We start from the raw sequence: 16,955 nt of genomic DNA, 5'->3' as shown, positions 1-16,955 counted from the left end.
CTTGTATATATAACGATAGTAGGCTTATATCAGCCATGCTTGAAAGTTCTATTTGCCCAGACAAAATTGTGAAAATATTTGATCTATCAACGCATCATGCGCAGTATCGCCTACAATCTCACCCAAATGCTCCCATGCCAGCCTTACATCAATCTGGATCATGTCGATCGGAACAAATTGATCAGCGGCTTCATAGGCATCTACCAGCGATTGCCGCGCCTTCTTCAACAAAGCAATATGCCGTACGTTGCTGACATATGTCATATCCGCTGATTCCAGCTTGCCGCTAAAGAATAAATTCGATATAGCCTGCTCCAGTCGGTCCGCTCCCTCATTTTCCTTCACAGACATCGGTACGATAAGCTCTTCGGGAACATAACGCAGCAACAAATCCCGGTCTACTTGGGCCGGTAAGTCCATTTTATTCATAATGACAATCGCTTGTCTACCGCGGATTTGTTCCATTAATGCCATTTCATCCTCATGCAGTGGTTCGTTGGCGTTAATGACGATGAGCAGCAGATCCGCTTCACTAACCGCCGTTCTCGAACGTTCTACTCCGATCCGTTCCACTACGTCCATCGTTTCACGAATCCCGGCTGTATCCAGCAGCTTGAGCGGAATACTATTAATCGTCACATATTCCTCAATAACGTCACGGGTTGTACCCGGAATATCGGTCACAATTGCCCGCTCGCCCTGAGCCAATGTGTTCAGCAGTGATGATTTGCCCACATTTGGTCTTCCAACAATCGCTGTGGTCAGCCCTTCACGTAAAATCTTTCCCTGCTCCGCCGTATGCAACAGCCGATCAATTTCCGTCATGACCTGACTGCTTTTATCCTTGATTAAGTCAGATGTAAAAGATTCAACATCATGCTCAGGATAATCAATGTTCACTTCAATATGAGCAAGTGTCTCCACCAAAACATGACGCAAGCGACGAATATTCTGGGACAGTTGTCCATCCACCTGCTTCAAAGCCACCGAAAAAGCTTTATCTGATTTGGAGCGAATCAAGTCAATAACGCCCTCCGCCTGACTCAGGTCAATACGACCATTCAAAAAAGCACGTTTCGTAAATTCACCTGGCTCAGCCAGACGTATATTTTGCAGCAATAGTAAATCCATCACCCGTTTGACGGCTACGACCCCGCCATGAGTGCTGATTTCTACGACATCTTCTGTCGTAAAAGAGCGTGGAGCCCGCATCACTGTAACTAAAACTTCCTCCACCTTTTCCTGGCTTTGAGGATCTATTATATGTCCATAATGTACCGTGTGAGTTGGAGCCTTGCTTAGAGGCGTTTTACTACGGAACAAAGCCTCCACTTCCGTGACCGCTTCTGGACCGCTGATCCGTACAACCGCAATGCCTCCCTCGCCGACAGCCGTTGCAATGGCAGCTATAGTATCGCTCAGCATAAAGTTTCTACCTCCTATCATGTAGAAACGACATTGCCGTCCTTCATCAAGGACGGCAGCCGTTTCAGCGAGAAATATAAGAAAAAAAGCAATGGCTTCTGCATCTTGCAGAGAGCCATTGCGTCGGATTATTTTTTAGCAATGACGACGCGCCGATTGGGCTCGTCCCCCTTGCTGTATGTTCTAACCAGCGCATGCTGTTGGAGCTTGGCGTGAATCAGCTTCCGCTCCTGTGACGGCATTGGCTCCAGTACCACTTCCTTGCCATAACGAATAGCCTGGTTTGCCAACCGATCTGCCAAATCCTCCAGCGTTTTTTGCCGACGTGCACGAAATTGCTCGGCATCCAGCACAATTCGGATGAATTTGTCAGAATGACGGTTGGCAACGATATTCGTCAGGTACTGTAATGCATCCAATGTCTGTCCTCTGCGGCCGATCAACATACCGAGTGACGGACCGGAGATATCCAGTGTACTTTCATCCTTGCGGTGGCGGACATCAACTTTAACGTCCAATCCCATTCCTGCTGCTGTTTCACGGATGAAACGCACCGCCTCTTCATAAGGATCTATATGTCCCGAGGGTGCTCCCATGTTCATCTGTGCTTCCTGTGCAACAGGCCCAGTTTCTTCTGATAAAGCCTGTCCCACGCTAGAAGGTGCTTGAGCCGATACATGAGGTTCAGCCGCGTGTGTGGTTTCAGGAGACGGCTCAGAGAGCAGCGTAAGCTCCACCTTCGCCTTCTTGACCCCGAGCCACCCCAGGAATCCTTTTGACGGCTGTTCCAACACGCTTACGGTTACCCGTTCACGGCTTACTCCCAGCTGGGAGAGTCCTTGTCTTACAGCATCTTCAACGGTTTTTCCTGATGTCACGACTTTGGTCATCTCGACTTTTTAGCCCCCTTCGTGTTTTTGCCACTTTTTTTCTTACTATTGGAGGAACCTGTTTTCGCGAGACTGGCTGTTTTCACATTCGCCAGTGCTGCTTCTTTATCCTTATTCCGATAAAGGAAATAGTTTTGAATGATCGTGTAAATATTACTGTAGAACCAGTACAACGGCAAAGCGGATGGGAAGTTGTACGACATGAAAAGAATCAGCACTGGATAGACGTACAGCAAAAATTGCATTGGTCCCTGCTGCGGCGTCGGATTCATTTTCATCATCATCCAGGTTTGGACAAAAGTCGTAATCGCTGCCAAAATCGGCAGGATAAACAAGTGATCCGGTTTACCTAACTGGAGCCACAAGAAGTCATGATCCCGCAATGCCGAGTTATAATAAATGGCATTATAAAGCGCGATGAAAATTGGCATCTGTACTACCAAAGGAAGACAGCCAGCCATCGGGTTGACCTTATTTTCCTGGAACAACTTCATCGTCTCTTGCTGGACTTTTTCAGGCGTATCCTTGTACTTCGCTTGAATTTCTTTTAATTGCGGCTGAATGGCCTGCATAGCTTTGGAACTACGTACTTGCTTGAGTGTAAGCGGCAAAATAATGGTTCGCACGATAATCACCAGAATCAGTACGGCCAGGCCATACTCTCCAGAGAACCATTGGGCAAATGTATCTAACGCATACGAAAACCAGTAAACGACATATCTTTGCCAAAACGATCCATTGGCCAAGTCTGCCGTCGTGTAAGAATTGTGGGCCGTCTGAGCACATCCGGACAGCACAGCAACAAGTGCCAATAAGGCAATCAGGAGGAACCATTTTCCTCGTTGAGTCTTCAAACGCGACACTTCATAACCCCTTTCTTAACCAATCCATTCCAACGTAAATCATACCATATCCTGTAGGACAAAGATACTGACTATCGGCGTGAAGACTTGAGCAGCGAGGCTTTGCGTAGAACGTGCAGCACGCTTTTCTCCAGCTCTTGATACGACATTGTAACCGCACCCTTACGAACGATAAAAATCAGGTCAATCTGCTCCACCAATTCATGCTCATGATGGCGCACAATTTCCTTAACGATTCTGCGCATCCGGTTGCGAACTACTGCGTTGCCGATCTTCTTGCTGGCCGAAATTCCGACGCGGAACTGCTCTACCTCTCTGCGGCGGAACCAGTACACCACAAACTGATGGTTGGCAAAAGATTTGCCATGGCGGTATACGCGCCCAAAGTCCGCCCGGTTTCGTAGACGCAATTTTTTTTGCACGGCGCTTCTCCTTGCTCATCTCTTTTACACATGTCGGTAAGCTAACCTTTACCTTTTATATAGTAAGAAGTATGGACAACATTCCAACATGGTAATCTCGCTTATTTTATATCCGTTTTCAAAAGCTTCATCTAATATAGGACAGGATGCTGGACTTCTCCCTCTTCTTTCACTACATTTTTTACAACAATAAAAGAAGGAATCCGATCCCTGAATACCTCAATTATGAAAAAAAAGACCACCGTAGTGGTCTTTATGCACGCATTACGCACTCAATACTTTTCTACCTTTTTGGCGACGAGCTGCCAAAACTTTACGGCCATTCTTCGTGCTCATTCTTTTACGGAAGCCGTGAACTTTTTTACGTTTGCTGACATTCGGTCTGAAAGTCGGTCTCATTGTGCTGCACCTCCTTACAAGGAATACGTTTTATATGGAATATACCTAACGTAGCAATCTCCACAAAAAACACCTTTGTACATTTAACCACAAATAGCGGCCAAAGTCAATGTACTTGTGAATCCTCTCCCTCTTTTTCGCATTCAGGAAGCCTCCTCCCCTTCCTCCCGCTCACTCACTTCACTCTTTTATCCCCTTACTTCATAAAACTTCTTTCACCTCTCCCTCCATCATCAGCATTCTATTTGTAGTTTTCGCTCCTCCAAAAACGGTTTTTTACATTTATTCATTCTGTAACTTGAATCCATCCTATTTTCAGATCGACGTTATCAGGTTCGTTCAAAAATAATGTCGGAAACGTTACCGGAAATTTTCAACAGAAAAATAAGCCTCTGTGACCAAAAGGCAACGGCTGTTATACACAGATCCACAAAAAGAACTGAATTGTGATTTAAATGGTCATAACCTGTGCATAACATTTTAGAGTAAAAAAGAGTTATTGTCGAAAACTGAACAAATTATAAACAATATCTTGTGTTGTGAATAAAAATTGTACACAACAGATTGAATTTGTGGATAAATAACCACCAGTCATTGAAATACAAGGCTTCTTTTGCTATGATGATATTACTTTTGAATGTGAATATGTTGTTTTACCCTCCATATTATCAACACCCTGTGGATAAAGTTGTGAACAAGTTCAATTTATCCATCTTTTTATTTTTGTGCGGATTCGGGATTCTGGGGATATATTCTACATTTTTCATTTGATTTCGACATATTGCAGTCCCGTTTTGGCCTGCGGGATCAAGAGAACGGATCGTGCCGCACATTCCCTCCTGAGAAATATCGCCTTTCTTCTGCTGATCAGCAGCGGAATTTCCATTAGCTATTTTTCAGGGTCATTTTGTGCTGCGTTCTCTCACCACACTGCCGCATGATTTAGGCGGCGGTATGTCTTTTTATGGCCTTCAACAACATTTTTGGGATTTAGGCGTTTTGCCGAAGCGCCGAGAGCAGCTCTCTGCAGCTTAATTCGGTAAAATGTCAGGATTTAAAAGGAGTGACGTCTGTGGACAGCCATACCTCTGAACTATGGCAGCAAATTCTATCCATCATACAAACCAAGCTGAGTAAGCCGAGTTACGACACTTGGTTTAAGGCTACCAAGGCAGCGAAACTAAATGACCACTCCATTGTGATTTCTGCACCGACAACTTTTGCCGTGGAATGGCTTGAAAGCCGCTATACCAAGCTAGTCGGAGCAACGGTTTATGAAATTTTGGGCAAACAACTAGAGGTCAAGTTCGTTATTGAAGAGAACAAGCCCGCCGAGGTCGACCTTCAGCAACAACCTCAGCAGCAGCCGGTCGTTCATGAAGAAGCTGTGTCCCATATGCTGAATCCCAAATATACATTCGATACATTCGTCATCGGATCGGGGAACCGTTTTGCCCATGCGGCATCGCTGGCCGTCGCCGAGGCGCCGGCAAAAGCTTACAATCCGCTGTTTTTATACGGTGGTGTGGGGCTGGGGAAAACGCATCTGATGCACGCTATCGGACACTATATTTTGGAGCACAATCCGACCAGCAAGGTCGTTTATTTATCGTCGGAGAAGTTTACGAATGAATTCATTAATGCCATCCGGGACAACCGCGGGGAAAGTTTCCGGAATAAATATCGCAACATTGATATTTTGCTCATTGATGATATTCAATTCATTGCGGGCAAGGAATCGACGCAGGAGGAATTTTTCCACACGTTCAACGCCCTTCATGAGGAACGCAAGCAGATTATAATCTCAAGCGATCGGCCGCCTAAAGAAATTCCAACGCTGGAAGAACGGCTGCGCTCTCGCTTTGAGTGGGGACTTATTACGGATATTCAACCGCCGGATCTGGAGACGAGAATTGCTATTCTTCGGAAAAAGGCGCGGGCGGAGAACCTGGATATTCCTAATGAGGCCATGATGTATATCGCTAATCAAATTGATACAAACATCCGTGAGCTGGAAGGGGCGCTTATTCGCGTTGTCGCTTATTCCTCCTTAACCAATCAGGATGTCACAAGTCATCTCGCGGCTGAGGCGTTGAAAGATATTATCCCGTCCAGTCGTCCAAAAATGATCACGATTCAGGATATACAGCATCAAGTCGGGGAATTTTACAATCTACGGCTGGAGGATTTTAAAGCGCGTAAGCGGACGAAGGCTGTAGCTTTTCCACGACAGATTGCCATGTACCTGTCTCGTGAGCTAACCGACTATTCTTTGCCAAAAATCGGCGAAGCCTTCGGTGGGCGTGATCATACGACTGTCATTCATGCGCACGAAAAAATCTCCAAATCCATTCAAGTGGATCAGGATCTGTTTAAAGTTATCAACAGCCTAATAGAAAAAATCAAAAATCCAACCTGAATAAGTTCAGAGCCTATACACAATTTATACACATGTGGATAGGCTTGATTTTATTAGGGTTACAGTGACTTATCCACATATTCAGTGCGCCTATTACTATTACTAATATATTTTAAAGATATACATCACCTAAATAAGGCCCGCGTCAACGCGTGCTTGAAGGATTAAAACCCGTAGGAGGAACTTATGAAGATCAGCATTCTGAAAAACGTTTTGAACGAGGCTATACAACATGTATCCAAAGCGATATCAAGTCGGACTACGATTCCAATTCTGAGTGGTATTAAGCTGGATGTGAATCACCAGGGAGTAACGCTGACCGCCAGCGATACAGACATCTCCATTCAATCCTTTATTCCGATGGAGGATGGTGACCAAACTGTTGTTCAGGTCGAACAACCCGGCAGTGTTGTGCTGCCTGCCAAATTCTTTGTCGAAATTATCAAAAAGTTGCCGTCGCAGGAGATCCATATGGAGGTAAAAGACCAATTTCAAACCTTTATCTCGTCTGGCGCAACTGAAATTCAGATTGTTGGCTTGGACCCTGAAGAATTCCCGGTGCTTCCCAACATTGAAGAAAATCAAGTCATCTCTGTTCCAGGAGATTTACTTAAAAATATGATTAAACAGACGGTATTCTCCATCTCCACCCACGAAACGACACCGATTTTAACTGGCGTGTTGTGGAATCTGGCTGAGGGTGAATTGAAGTTTGTGGCAACGGACCGCCACCGCCTTGCCACCCGTAGCGCTCATTTGGAGACGTCTGAAGGCTTGCGTTTTAGCAATGTTGTCATTGCGGGCAAAACGCTGAATGAGCTGAGCAGAATTATTCCAGATCAAAATATGCTTGTGGATATCGTAGTAGCGGACAATCAGGTATTATTCAAAGTAGATCGGGTGCTATTTTATTCCCGCATCTTGGATGGCACCTATCCTGATACTTCTAGAATTATTCCGACCTCCTACAAAACAGAACTGATTGTGGATACAAAAAGTTTAAGTGAGTCAATTGACCGTGCTTATTTGCTGTCCCGTGAGGAAAAAACGAATATTGTAAAAATGCAGTCGCTGGAAAATGGCGGTTTGGAGATTTCCTCTAGTTCCTCTGAGCTTGGCAAAGTGCGTGAGGAAGTAACTGTGTCCAAATTTGAGGGAGAGCCGCTCAAAATTTCGTTCAACTCTAAATACATGCTCGACGTGCTGAAGGTGATTGACAGCGAGCAACTGACGATTGCTTTTACCGGCATTATGAGCCCCATTATTTTAAAACCGGCTGATTCCAGCAATGCGCTGTATATCATCCTGCCATATCGCACAACCAACTGACGTTTAGCGTTAACCCACCCGAGGACAAGCGAAAGGATGAACAAGCCTTGAAACAGATATCTATACAAACCGAATACATTAAGCTCGATCAATTTTTAAAATTAGCCGATTGTGTATCCACAGGAGGCATGGCTAAAGCCCTGCTGCAAGAGGGACAAGTCCGTGTGAATGGTGAACCGGAAGAACGTCGTGGAAGAAAACTGTACCCGGGTGATACCGTAGAAGTAGAGGACAACGGAAGTTTCGAAGTTACAGCAGGAGCATGATCGCCTGGGTGGCAAGGACTCCTTTTAGGTACGGAGTAACAAGGGGGACCCTATGTGTTTGTGAACAACATTGTTTTGCAGCAGTACCGGAACTATGAACAGCTGGAGCTGAATGAATTTGGGCCCGTTAATTTGCTGATCGGACAAAATGCGCAGGGCAAAACGAATCTGGTAGAGGCGATTTTTGTACTGGCTTTAACCAAAAGTCATCGAACGTCCCGCGACAAGGAGTTAATCTCTTTCGGGGCTACTTCCACTCACCTAGCTGCGGATGTGGATAAAAAATACGGGAAAATCAGACTGGATCTCGCGTTATCCACACAAGGCAAAAAAGCAAAGATCAACGGACTGGAGCAGCGAAAACTGAGCGATTTTATCGGTTCGTTAAATGTGGTCATGTTTGCACCTGAGGATCTGGAAATTGTGAAAGGGACACCGGGGGTTCGCCGCCGGTTTCTTGACATGGAAATCGGACAGGTTGCGCCAGGATATCTGTATCATTTGCAGCAATATCAGAAAGTATTGGTTCAGCGAAACAACTTGCTCAAGCAAGCTTGGGGTAAGGATATGGCGTCAGTGCAGCTGATGCTGGAGGTATGGAATGAGCAACTTGTTGAGCATGGTGTTAAAATTGTTAAAAAGCGGAAACAATTTATAACAAAGCTACAAAAGTGGGCTCAGGCCATTCATGAAGGGATCGCAGGTGGGACAGAAGAGTTAAAATTAACCTATGTTCCCTCCTTCAGTGAGCCAGAGGAAGAAGATGAAGCTGTCTTATTGGAGCGATTTATGATAAAGTTATCCCAAATGAGGGAACAGGAAATCCGCCGTGGCATGACTTTGGCGGGACCCCATCGTGACGATTTGGCCTTTGCCATTAACGGCAGAGAAGTGCATACGTATGGCTCTCAGGGGCAGCAGCGGACGACGGCCCTGTCCTTGAAGTTGGCCGAAATAGAGTTAATCCATGAGGAAATTGGTGAATATCCTGTCTTGCTGCTGGATGATGTTTTGTCCGAGCTGGACCCCTATCGTCAGACCCAGCTGATCGAGACTTTCCAAAGCAAGGTACAGACCTTTATCACGGCAACCGGGGTTGAGACTTTGAACGCAGAACGACTCAAGGATGCCAATATTTATCACGTCCACGACGGGCATGTGGAACACTAAGGAGTGAGTGACCGCTATGTATATTCATCTGGGTGGAGAAAAAATCATCCGCTCGTCAGAGCTTGTGGCTATTTTCGATATCTCGATTGAAAAATCCTCTAAAATCTCCAAGCAATACGTGAACCACGCCCAACAGCAAAAGCATGTCGAGATGATTGGCGAAGAGGAAGCCAAGTCCATCGTAGTGACTCAGAATACGGTGTATTATTCCCCCATCTCCTCAACAACACTCAAAAAGCGGGCAAACCAGTTTGTTGCCAATGCTTAACCATAGAATCTATAGAAGTAGGTGAAAGGCATGTCTATGAATCAACCGTCTTATGATGCGGGCGAGATTCAGGTCCTCGAGGGCCTGGAAGCGGTTCGGAAACGTCCCGGGATGTATATTGGCTCCACGAGCGCCAAAGGTCTCCATCATCTGGTCTGGGAAGTTGTGGACAACAGCATTGACGAAGCGCTGGCGGGTTATTGTGACAGCATTCAAGTTGTGGTTCACGAAGATAACAGCGTTACCGTTACAGATAACGGACGCGGTATTCCGGTAAGCGAACACGCCAAAATGAAAAAATCTGCGCTGGAAGTCGTTATGACTGTACTTCACGCCGGCGGTAAATTCGGAGGCGGAGGGTACAAGGTATCTGGTGGTCTGCACGGGGTTGGTGTATCGGTAGTGAACGCTCTCTCCAGCAAAATGATCGTTCATGTTAAACGGGACGGACATCTGTATGAGCAGGAATATCACCGTGGTGCTCCGCAGTATGATGTCAGAGTCATCGGTGATACAGACGAGACGGGTACCCAAACGACCTTCTATCCGGACGATCAAATCTTTACAGAAACGACTGTATACGATTATGATACGCTCCAAACGCGGATTCGTGAGTTGGCTTTCCTGAACAAAGGCATTGCAATCAGCTTGACTGATGAACGGACGGGCGCCAGCGATACATTCCATTACGAGGGCGGAATCAGTGAATATGTGCAATTCTTGAATCAAAAAAGAGAAGCGTTACATGAACAGCCGATTTATGTCGAAGGCTCGCGTGATATGATTCAAGTCGAAGTTGCTTTGCAATATAACGACAGCTATACCGAGAATATTTATTCTTTTGCTAACAACATCAATACCCATGAGGGCGGAACTCACGAATCAGGCTTCAAGAGTGCATTAACCCGGATTATTAACGATTATGCACGTAAAAATGGCTTGATTAAGGACAACAATGCCAACTTGACCGGTGATGATGTGCGTGAAGGATTGACGGCGATTATCTCCGTCAAAATTCCAGAACCACAGTTTGAGGGTCAGACTAAGACAAAGCTGGGGAACAGTGAGGTGCGAGGGATTGTCGAATCCCTATTCGCAGAGAAACTCCAGGAATTCCTAGAGGAAAATCCGTCTGTTTCCCGCCGTGTGGTTGATAAATCATTACAAGCAGCACGTGCCCGGGAAGCAGCACGCAAAGCGCGTGAGCTTACACGTCGTAAAAGCGCGCTGGAAATCAGTTCGCTCCCAGGCAAGCTGGCAGATTGCTCCTCTAAGGATGCTTCGATTAGTGAACTGTACATCGTCGAAGGTGACTCAGCAGGGGGTTCGGCCAAGCAGGGTCGTGATCGTCACTTTCAAGCTATTTTGCCGATTCGCGGTAAAATCCTGAATGTCGAAAAGGCACGCTTGGACCGTATTTTGTCCAGTGATGAAATCCGGTCGATGGTAACAGCAATGGGCACAGGGATCGGAGACGACTTTGACATCGCCAAAGCCCGTTATCACAAGGTCATTATCATGACAGATGCGGATGTCGATGGTGCCCATATTCGTACGTTGTTGCTGACGTTCTTCTATCGGTACATGCGTAAAATCATTGATGCAGGCTATATTTATATTGCTCAGCCACCACTATTCAAAGTAGAGCGTAACAAAGTTGTACGTTATGCGAACTCCGAGGCGGAACGTGATGAGATCATCAGGGAATTTGGAGAAAACGCGAAGTACAATGTACAGCGCTATAAAGGTTTGGGTGAGATGAATGCGACCCAACTTTGGGAAACTACGATGGACCCTGAGAGTCGTACTATGCTTCAGGTAACTGTCAGTGACGCGATGCTGGCTGATACACTGTTCAATACCTTGATGGGTGATAATGTAGAACCTCGTCGTGACTTTATCCAAGAACATGCGAAGTACGTGAAAAATCTTGATTTTTAATGTGTGATGTTCTTTCCTAGTGGCTGTATTACGTGCTCATTAGGTAGTATTTTGTAGGAGTTCACAAGGGGCGCCCAAAGGGGCGTCCCTTTTCTTGTCATTAACCAGCCCGGGTGCATTTGAATATTTAATCTCATTGTTTTAGGCTTTTTTCTTAGAGCGTATGGCTTTACCCGTGGATGAAGAGTACCGGCCGTAGCCTACTGCATATCTGAATATTTTATGATAGAGGCTTTTGTTTGGAAGGGAAGAGAACACCTTGATTGCTGGTCTCGTGTTAACCTCCAGAATCCACGGATAATTTTGCTGATCCAGTCCTACATCTAATCCTATTTCCCTTAAACGTGGGTATCTTTTTTGCAACTGCCAGGCTACCCGTTCGCCCATTTTTGATAATTTTTGCTCCAGTCGTACAGCTTCCTTTACATCCATGTATGGAGCGACCAGCTCATTGAAAAAGCGCATTGTCCCACCGCTGTGATGATTGGTGACGACTTTGTCAGGAGCAGCTACGCGTCCTACAATAAGCGTTGTTTCCCATTGGTGTCTTAAGTTCATCTGGGTTAATACCCTCAGATCGAAAGGGCGTGCTTCATGCTGAAGAAGTGGAATTCCACGCTGGATCAGATATGGACGTTTTCGTATGCGGGAAGAAACCACTCTATGCAGATCTTCTAGACTTTCGAAGGTGAAGGTATCTACTTCATAGCGAAGCACATACCAAGTTCTCTCTTCGATGATTCCTTCTTCTGTCGGCGGAAGCGGTTCTGTCAGCCTCTCTGCCCGCATAACCCCTTTTCCATAAGTACCGTTATCAGGCTTAATATAGACAGTACCATACACGGCCAACATTTCGTTCAAGTGATCAAATGTGTACAACCGTGTTTCCGGTACATAAGCGGCCAATGTCGGATTGGGGAGAATGGCATTTGTTTTGGTCCACTTACTGGATACTCGCTGAATAGACAAGTAATCTCATCCCTTTCTTTTCGAAATATGAGTCATGTACTTGGAATCCGCAACACTTTGACAAAACAAGGGAAACTAAAGGACAAGTGCGTAAAACAATGATATAATAGAGAAATACGGCGTTTTTCGGAATTTTGCTAAGTGAACCCTGACCGTATACGTATTGTATGTGGAAAAGGCCCTTAGGGTGGGGGCTAATCCCCAGCTCTGGGGAATTTGTTATAATCAGGGCTTGTGAGTTGTACAAGAGAATAGCGATCTGCTACAGGCAGAGAGAGAATGACGAGGGATTTACGCTGTAAAGAGGACAGATGTGTTTAATTGTGCTCTTTTTGTGAAAGTAATATAATTATACAGATGAGGATTTCAGCCAAAATCCTGCGCAGAGAGCGGAGTGTATAGGCAGTATCTTGTTAGGCTTTTCACATAGAGAGCATTGTATTGAAGGATAAGAAGGAGGACCAGCATGGCGGATCAAAATAACTCGCAAATCATCAATAGGGATATCGGAGTGGAAATGCGCGAATCCTTTATGGATTATGCCATGAGTATTATTGTTAGCCGTGCCTTGCCTGATGTGCGGGACGGACTGAAGCCGGTACACCGTCGTATTTTGTACGCGATGTCCGAGCTGGGCATGTCGCCAGATAAGCCTTACAAAAAATCGGCAAGAATCGTCGGCGAAGTTATCGGTAAATATCACCCTCATGGTGATACGGCTGTATATGATACGATGGTGCGGATGGCGCAGGATTTTTCTTTGCGTTATATGTTGGTGGATGGACACGGTAACTTTGGCTCCGTGGATGGAGATATGGCGGCTGCGATGCGTTACACCGAAGCACGGTTGTCCAAGATTGCCATGGAAATGCTACGTGATTTGAACAAAGAGACCGTTGATTTTATGCCGAACTACGATGGTGAAGAGAGCGAGCCCGTCGTATTACCTGCACGTTATCCTAACTTGCTGGTGAATGGTGTCGGCGGAATTGCAGTCGGAATGGCTACCAATATTCCTCCGCATAACTTGGGAGAGGTTATCGATGGTGTACAAGCATTGATCGAAAACCCCGACATTACGCCGATGGAACTTATGGATTATATTCAAGGGCCCGATTTCCCGACAGCAGGTTATATTTTAGGACGCTCTGGTATCCGTCAGGCGTACCAGACTGGCCGCGGATCTGTGACCATGCGTGCGAAGACCACCATAGAAGAGATTGGCAATAAAGCACGGATTATCGTGCATGAGTTGCCTTACCAAGTGAATAAGGCTCGTCTGGTTGAGAAAATTGCCGAATTAGTACGTGACAAACGTATTGAAGGCATTACGGATCTTCGGGATGAATCGGACCGTACAGGTATGCGTGTCGTTATCGAGTTGCGTAGGGACGTGAACCCGAACGTCGTTCTGAATAATTTGTTTAAACATACGGCTATGCAGTCGAATTTCGGTATTAATATGCTTGCCATTGTAAACAACGAACCGAAGATTTTGAACCTGAAGGATGTCTTGTATCATTATCTCAAACATCAGGTCGAGGTTATTCGTCGCCGGACAGAATTTGATCTGAAAAAAGCCGAAGCCAGAGCACACATTCTGGAAGGCTTGCGCATTGCCCTTGACCATCTGGACGAAGTTATTGCTTTGATTCGTTCTTCCCAAACTGCAGAAGCAGCTCGTGAAGGACTGATTGAGCGTTTCTCGCTCACTCTTGAGCAGTCTCAGGCTATTCTCGATATGCGTCTGCAACGCTTAACCGGTTTGGAACGTGAGAAGATCGAGAACGAATATAACGAGCTAATACAAAAGATTGCGGAATACCGTGAGATTTTGGCGAACGAGCATCTGGTACTCAACATCATTAGCGAAGAGCTGAATGAACTTAAGGAACGTTTCGCTGATGACCGTCGCACTGAAATTACAGTGGGTGAAGAGAGTATTCTGGATGAGGATCTCATTCCGCGTGAAGATGTTATTATTACTGTAACTCATACGGGATATATCAAACGCCTTCCTGTTACTACCTATCGCAGTCAAAAACGCGGTGGTCGTGGTGTAGTGGGTATGGATACCAAAGATGAGGATTTCGTAGAGCATCTGTTCATTACGAATTCACATCATCATTTGTTATTCTTTACTGACAAGGGCAAGGTATATCGGATTAAGGCCTATGAGATTCCTGACCTTAGCCGGACAGCCCGGGGGACACCGATTATTAACCTGATTCAGATTGAACAGGGTGAGTCGATCAATGCGGTAATTCCAATCGAGGAATTTGTGGAGGATAGCTATCTATTCTTTGCGACCCAGCATGGAATCATAAAGAAGACACCACTTGATGACTATGCAAATATCCGCAAAGGTGGCTTGATTGCCATTAACTTGCGTGAAGATGACGCCCTGATCGAAGTGAAGCTGACGGACGGACAGCAGGAAATGATTATTGGTACAGCACAAGGCATGTCTATCCGTTTCCCTGAAAGTGATGTACGGTCTATGGGCCGTAGCGCTACAGGGGTCAAAGGGATCAACCTTGATGAGAGTGATGCTGTAATTGGTATGGACATCGTAGATACCAGCCTGGATATCCTGATTGTAACGGCCAAAGGTTATGGCAAGCGTACCCCTGTTGTGGATTATCGTATCCAAAGCCGTGGAGGTAAGGGGATCAAGACGATTAATGTTACGGATAAAAATGGTCCGGTTGTCGGTCTCAAGGTTGTAAAAACCGAAGAGGATCTGATGATCATTACAGCTAGTGGCACCTTGATTCGGACTAGCATGGGGGAAATCTCCACGATGGGTCGGAATACACAAGGGGTAAGGCTGATTAATATTCGCGATGATGATTCGGTTGCAACTGTTTGTCGAGCGAACAAGAATGAGGAGCAGGATGAACTGCTTGAAGAATTATTAGAGGGTGAGGAAGCTGGAGAGGGCTCATCTCTATCATCTGTTGAACCATCTCTCGAAACGAATACAGAAGGTGCGGAAGGTAACGACCCAGAATCTTCTGAGGGCGAATAAGAGCCTGAATATGGAAACAACAGTAGTTATTAAATTTCAGATGGAACAGACTCTCTGACTATTTGGTCGGGGAGTCTTTTTCTTTTTCTGGCTAACGAATTCAGACAAGTATGCTTTAAATGGCATAAAATGAATGTACAGGATCATTCCCAAGTAATATAATGACATCATAACTGGCAGCTGGAGCAGCTGTTGTGAGAACAGAGAGGTTGACCATGACAACTGTACCCGTATCCGAATTAAAAGCAGGACTTAGATTGCAAAGCGATGTATTTACAGAAATGGGAAGCTTGCTGCTACCGAAAGGGCGCATTCTGCTACCGCGTGACTTGGAGATTTTACAGGCGTTCCTGATCCAGCAAGTTGAGGTAGGGACGGATGATCTTACAAAATCCAGTAGCGAGTCTACGACTGTTCGATCTGGAACATCTGAATCGCAAGGACCTTCGTTAGATGGACGAGATGAATCTGAACAATTTCAGGATGAGTATGACAAAATGGTGATGCTCGTTAAGAATGCATTTCAATCGGTGCTCGTCTCTAATTTATCTATATATGAACTGCGAGGACAATTGGAGTCCTTACTGGTGCACATTCAGCGCTATAATGTAATGACCTATACTCCGCCCGCCATGATCGAAGTGGACTATATTTTTCACAACGCTGTGCTAACCTCCCTTACTTCCTATTCCATTGCACAATGGATCGGATTACCTCAAAAGGATTGGATGCAAGTGGCTTTTGCTGGATTGCTTCATGACATAGGGAACGCTAAAATGGACCCGGTCATTCTGTATAAGCCCTCCAAACTAACGTGGGAAGAGCAAGAAGAAATACGTCGCCATACATCACTAGGATACCAGTTGCTTAAAAATGTGAAAGCTATTAACGAAGGTGTGCGTTTGGCAGCTCTTCAGCATCATGAGAAAGTGGACGGTACTGGATATCCACTGCGTCTTAAAGGGGAACAAATCCACATCTACGCTAAAATCGTTGGAGTGGCTGATGTATTCCATGCTATGACTCTAGAGAAAACATACCGACCTGCCCAATCACCGTATCTGGTTCTAGAGCAAATCAAGTCAGAATCATTTGGAAAGCTGGACCCAAGTGTCGTACAAGTTTTTATTCATAAGTTAACCCAATTCAATAATGGAACCAAGGTGCGCCTCAATGATAACCGTACAGGGGAAATTATTTTCGCTGATCGAGATCATCCGACTCGGCCGTTGATTCAAGTAGATGGGGAAATTATTAACTTAATGCTGCAAAGAGAGCTTTATATCGAGTGTATTGTTACTTAACTAAGTATTTTAAAAAAGAGTTGCATAATGCAAGAAAAGTATGATATATTATTTCTTGTCGCTTCAAGTGTTATCAAGAAGAGCGAAAAACACTTTCGAAAAAAAAGTGTTGACATAACTCTAGGGAATATGATAAACTATAAAAGTTGCTGAGGGGTTGAAAGAAACGCCGAGGCGGACATTGAATGTTTGATCTTTGAAAACTGAACAACGAGTGAGTAAAACGATTTTGTTCGCAAAATCAAACAAGAGATATTTT

14 protein-coding genes are annotated in these 16,955 nt (G+C 45.3%); 8 read left to right on the top strand and 6 right to left on the bottom strand.

Going from position 1 to position 16,955, the window contains the following annotated elements; all coding sequences use genetic code 11:
* Positions 1-48: 48 nt before the first annotated feature.
* The 5 genes from mnmE to rpmH all read right to left on the bottom strand — a co-directional run bounded on the left by mnmE (position 49) and on the right by rpmH (position 3,999).
* Positions 49-1,425 (bottom strand): tRNA uridine-5-carboxymethylaminomethyl(34) synthesis GTPase MnmE, encoded by a 1,377-nt coding sequence (mnmE, locus tag BM358_RS12375; RefSeq protein ID WP_013312814.1) that lies wholly within the window; start codon positions 1,423-1,425, stop codon positions 49-51.
* Between the two features lie 128 nt (positions 1,426-1,553).
* A complete protein-coding gene (jag, locus tag BM358_RS12370) occupies positions 1,554-2,315 on the bottom strand; it encodes an RNA-binding cell elongation regulator Jag/EloR (protein WP_028540985.1) in 762 nt (253 codons plus the stop codon).
* Positions 2,312-3,178, bottom strand: a complete 867-nt coding sequence (locus BM358_RS12365; RefSeq protein WP_023991157.1) for a YidC/Oxa1 family membrane protein insertase — start codon at positions 3,176-3,178, stop codon at positions 2,312-2,314. Before BM358_RS12365 ends, jag begins: the two co-directional genes overlap by 4 nt.
* A gap of 71 nt (positions 3,179-3,249) precedes the next feature.
* Positions 3,250-3,600, bottom strand: a complete 351-nt coding sequence (gene rnpA, locus BM358_RS12360) for a ribonuclease P protein component (RefSeq protein WP_013312817.1) — start codon at positions 3,598-3,600, stop codon at positions 3,250-3,252.
* A 264-nt stretch (positions 3,601-3,864) separates the two neighbouring features.
* Positions 3,865-3,999 carry a 50S ribosomal protein L34 gene (rpmH, locus tag BM358_RS12355; protein WP_007433250.1) on the bottom strand — a complete coding sequence of 45 codons (135 nt, stop codon included), beginning with the start codon at positions 3,997-3,999 and terminating at the stop codon, positions 3,865-3,867.
* A 1,072-nt stretch (positions 4,000-5,071) separates the two neighbouring features.
* Here rpmH and dnaA point away from each other — a divergent pair.
* The 6 genes from dnaA to gyrB all read left to right on the top strand — a co-directional run bounded on the left by dnaA (position 5,072) and on the right by gyrB (position 11,392).
* On the top strand, positions 5,072-6,418 hold the full coding sequence (dnaA, locus tag BM358_RS12350) for a chromosomal replication initiator protein DnaA (RefSeq protein WP_023986414.1): 1,347 nt from the start codon (positions 5,072-5,074) through the stop codon (positions 6,416-6,418).
* A gap of 186 nt (positions 6,419-6,604) precedes the next feature.
* Positions 6,605-7,747, top strand: coding sequence for a DNA polymerase III subunit beta (gene dnaN, locus BM358_RS12345; RefSeq protein WP_023986415.1), 1,143 nt, complete (start codon positions 6,605-6,607; stop codon positions 7,745-7,747).
* Between the two features lie 47 nt (positions 7,748-7,794).
* Positions 7,795-8,013 carry a S4 domain-containing protein YaaA gene (gene yaaA / locus BM358_RS12340; RefSeq protein ID WP_023986416.1) on the top strand — a complete coding sequence of 73 codons (219 nt, stop codon included), beginning with the start codon at positions 7,795-7,797 and terminating at the stop codon, positions 8,011-8,013.
* Positions 8,014-8,067: 54 nt separating this feature from the next.
* A complete protein-coding gene (gene recF, locus BM358_RS12335) occupies positions 8,068-9,183 on the top strand; it encodes a DNA replication/repair protein RecF (protein WP_013308098.1) in 1,116 nt (371 codons plus the stop codon).
* Between the two features lie 16 nt (positions 9,184-9,199).
* Positions 9,200-9,451, top strand: coding sequence for an extracellular matrix regulator RemB (gene remB, locus BM358_RS12330; protein ID WP_007433255.1), 252 nt, complete (start codon positions 9,200-9,202; stop codon positions 9,449-9,451).
* 30 nt (positions 9,452-9,481) lie between these two features.
* Positions 9,482-11,392 carry a DNA topoisomerase (ATP-hydrolyzing) subunit B gene (gene gyrB, locus BM358_RS12325; RefSeq protein WP_013308100.1) on the top strand — a complete coding sequence of 637 codons (1,911 nt, stop codon included), beginning with the start codon at positions 9,482-9,484 and terminating at the stop codon, positions 11,390-11,392.
* Positions 11,393-11,533: 141 nt separating this feature from the next.
* Here gyrB and BM358_RS12320 read toward each other — a convergent pair whose 3' ends face one another.
* Positions 11,534-12,361: a YheC/YheD family protein gene (locus BM358_RS12320; protein ID WP_028540986.1), complete on the bottom strand. Its 828-nt coding sequence runs from the start codon at positions 12,359-12,361 to the stop codon at positions 11,534-11,536.
* Between the two features lie 466 nt (positions 12,362-12,827).
* Between BM358_RS12320 and gyrA the strand changes: the two genes are divergently transcribed.
* A complete protein-coding gene (gene gyrA / locus BM358_RS12315; protein ID WP_028540987.1) occupies positions 12,828-15,392 on the top strand; it encodes a DNA gyrase subunit A in 2,565 nt (854 codons plus the stop codon).
* Positions 15,393-15,607: 215 nt separating this feature from the next.
* Positions 15,608-16,696: an HD-GYP domain-containing protein gene (locus tag BM358_RS12310; protein ID WP_028540988.1), complete on the top strand. Its 1,089-nt coding sequence runs from the start codon at positions 15,608-15,610 to the stop codon at positions 16,694-16,696.
* The last annotated feature ends 259 nt before the right edge of the window (positions 16,697-16,955 follow it).

The sequence above is a fragment of the Paenibacillus sp. cl130 genome (genome assembly GCF_900116035.1).
GTDB classification, from domain to species: Bacteria; Bacillota; Bacilli; order Paenibacillales; family Paenibacillaceae; genus Paenibacillus; species Paenibacillus polymyxa_B.
Note: the sequence above shows the minus strand (reverse complement) of the source record. Positions and strands in the feature narration are given on the sequence as shown.

Coding starts and splice junctions, on each gene's coding strand:
- mnmE (WP_013312814.1), bottom strand. CDS start 1,425: ATGCTGAGCGATACTATAGCTGCCATTGCAACGGCTGTCGGCGAGGGA.
- jag (WP_028540985.1), bottom strand. CDS start 2,315: ATGACCAAAGTCGTGACATCAGGAAAAACCGTTGAAGATGCTGTAAGA.
- rpmH (WP_007433250.1), bottom strand. CDS start 3,999: ATGAGACCGACTTTCAGACCGAATGTCAGCAAACGTAAAAAAGTTCAC.
- dnaN (WP_023986415.1), top strand. CDS start 6,605: ATGAAGATCAGCATTCTGAAAAACGTTTTGAACGAGGCTATACAACAT.
- remB (WP_007433255.1), top strand. CDS start 9,200: ATGTATATTCATCTGGGTGGAGAAAAAATCATCCGCTCGTCAGAGCTT.
- gyrB (WP_013308100.1), top strand. CDS start 9,482: ATGTCTATGAATCAACCGTCTTATGATGCGGGCGAGATTCAGGTCCTC.
- gyrA (WP_028540987.1), top strand. CDS start 12,828: ATGGCGGATCAAAATAACTCGCAAATCATCAATAGGGATATCGGAGTG.
- BM358_RS12310 (WP_028540988.1), top strand. CDS start 15,608: ATGACAACTGTACCCGTATCCGAATTAAAAGCAGGACTTAGATTGCAA.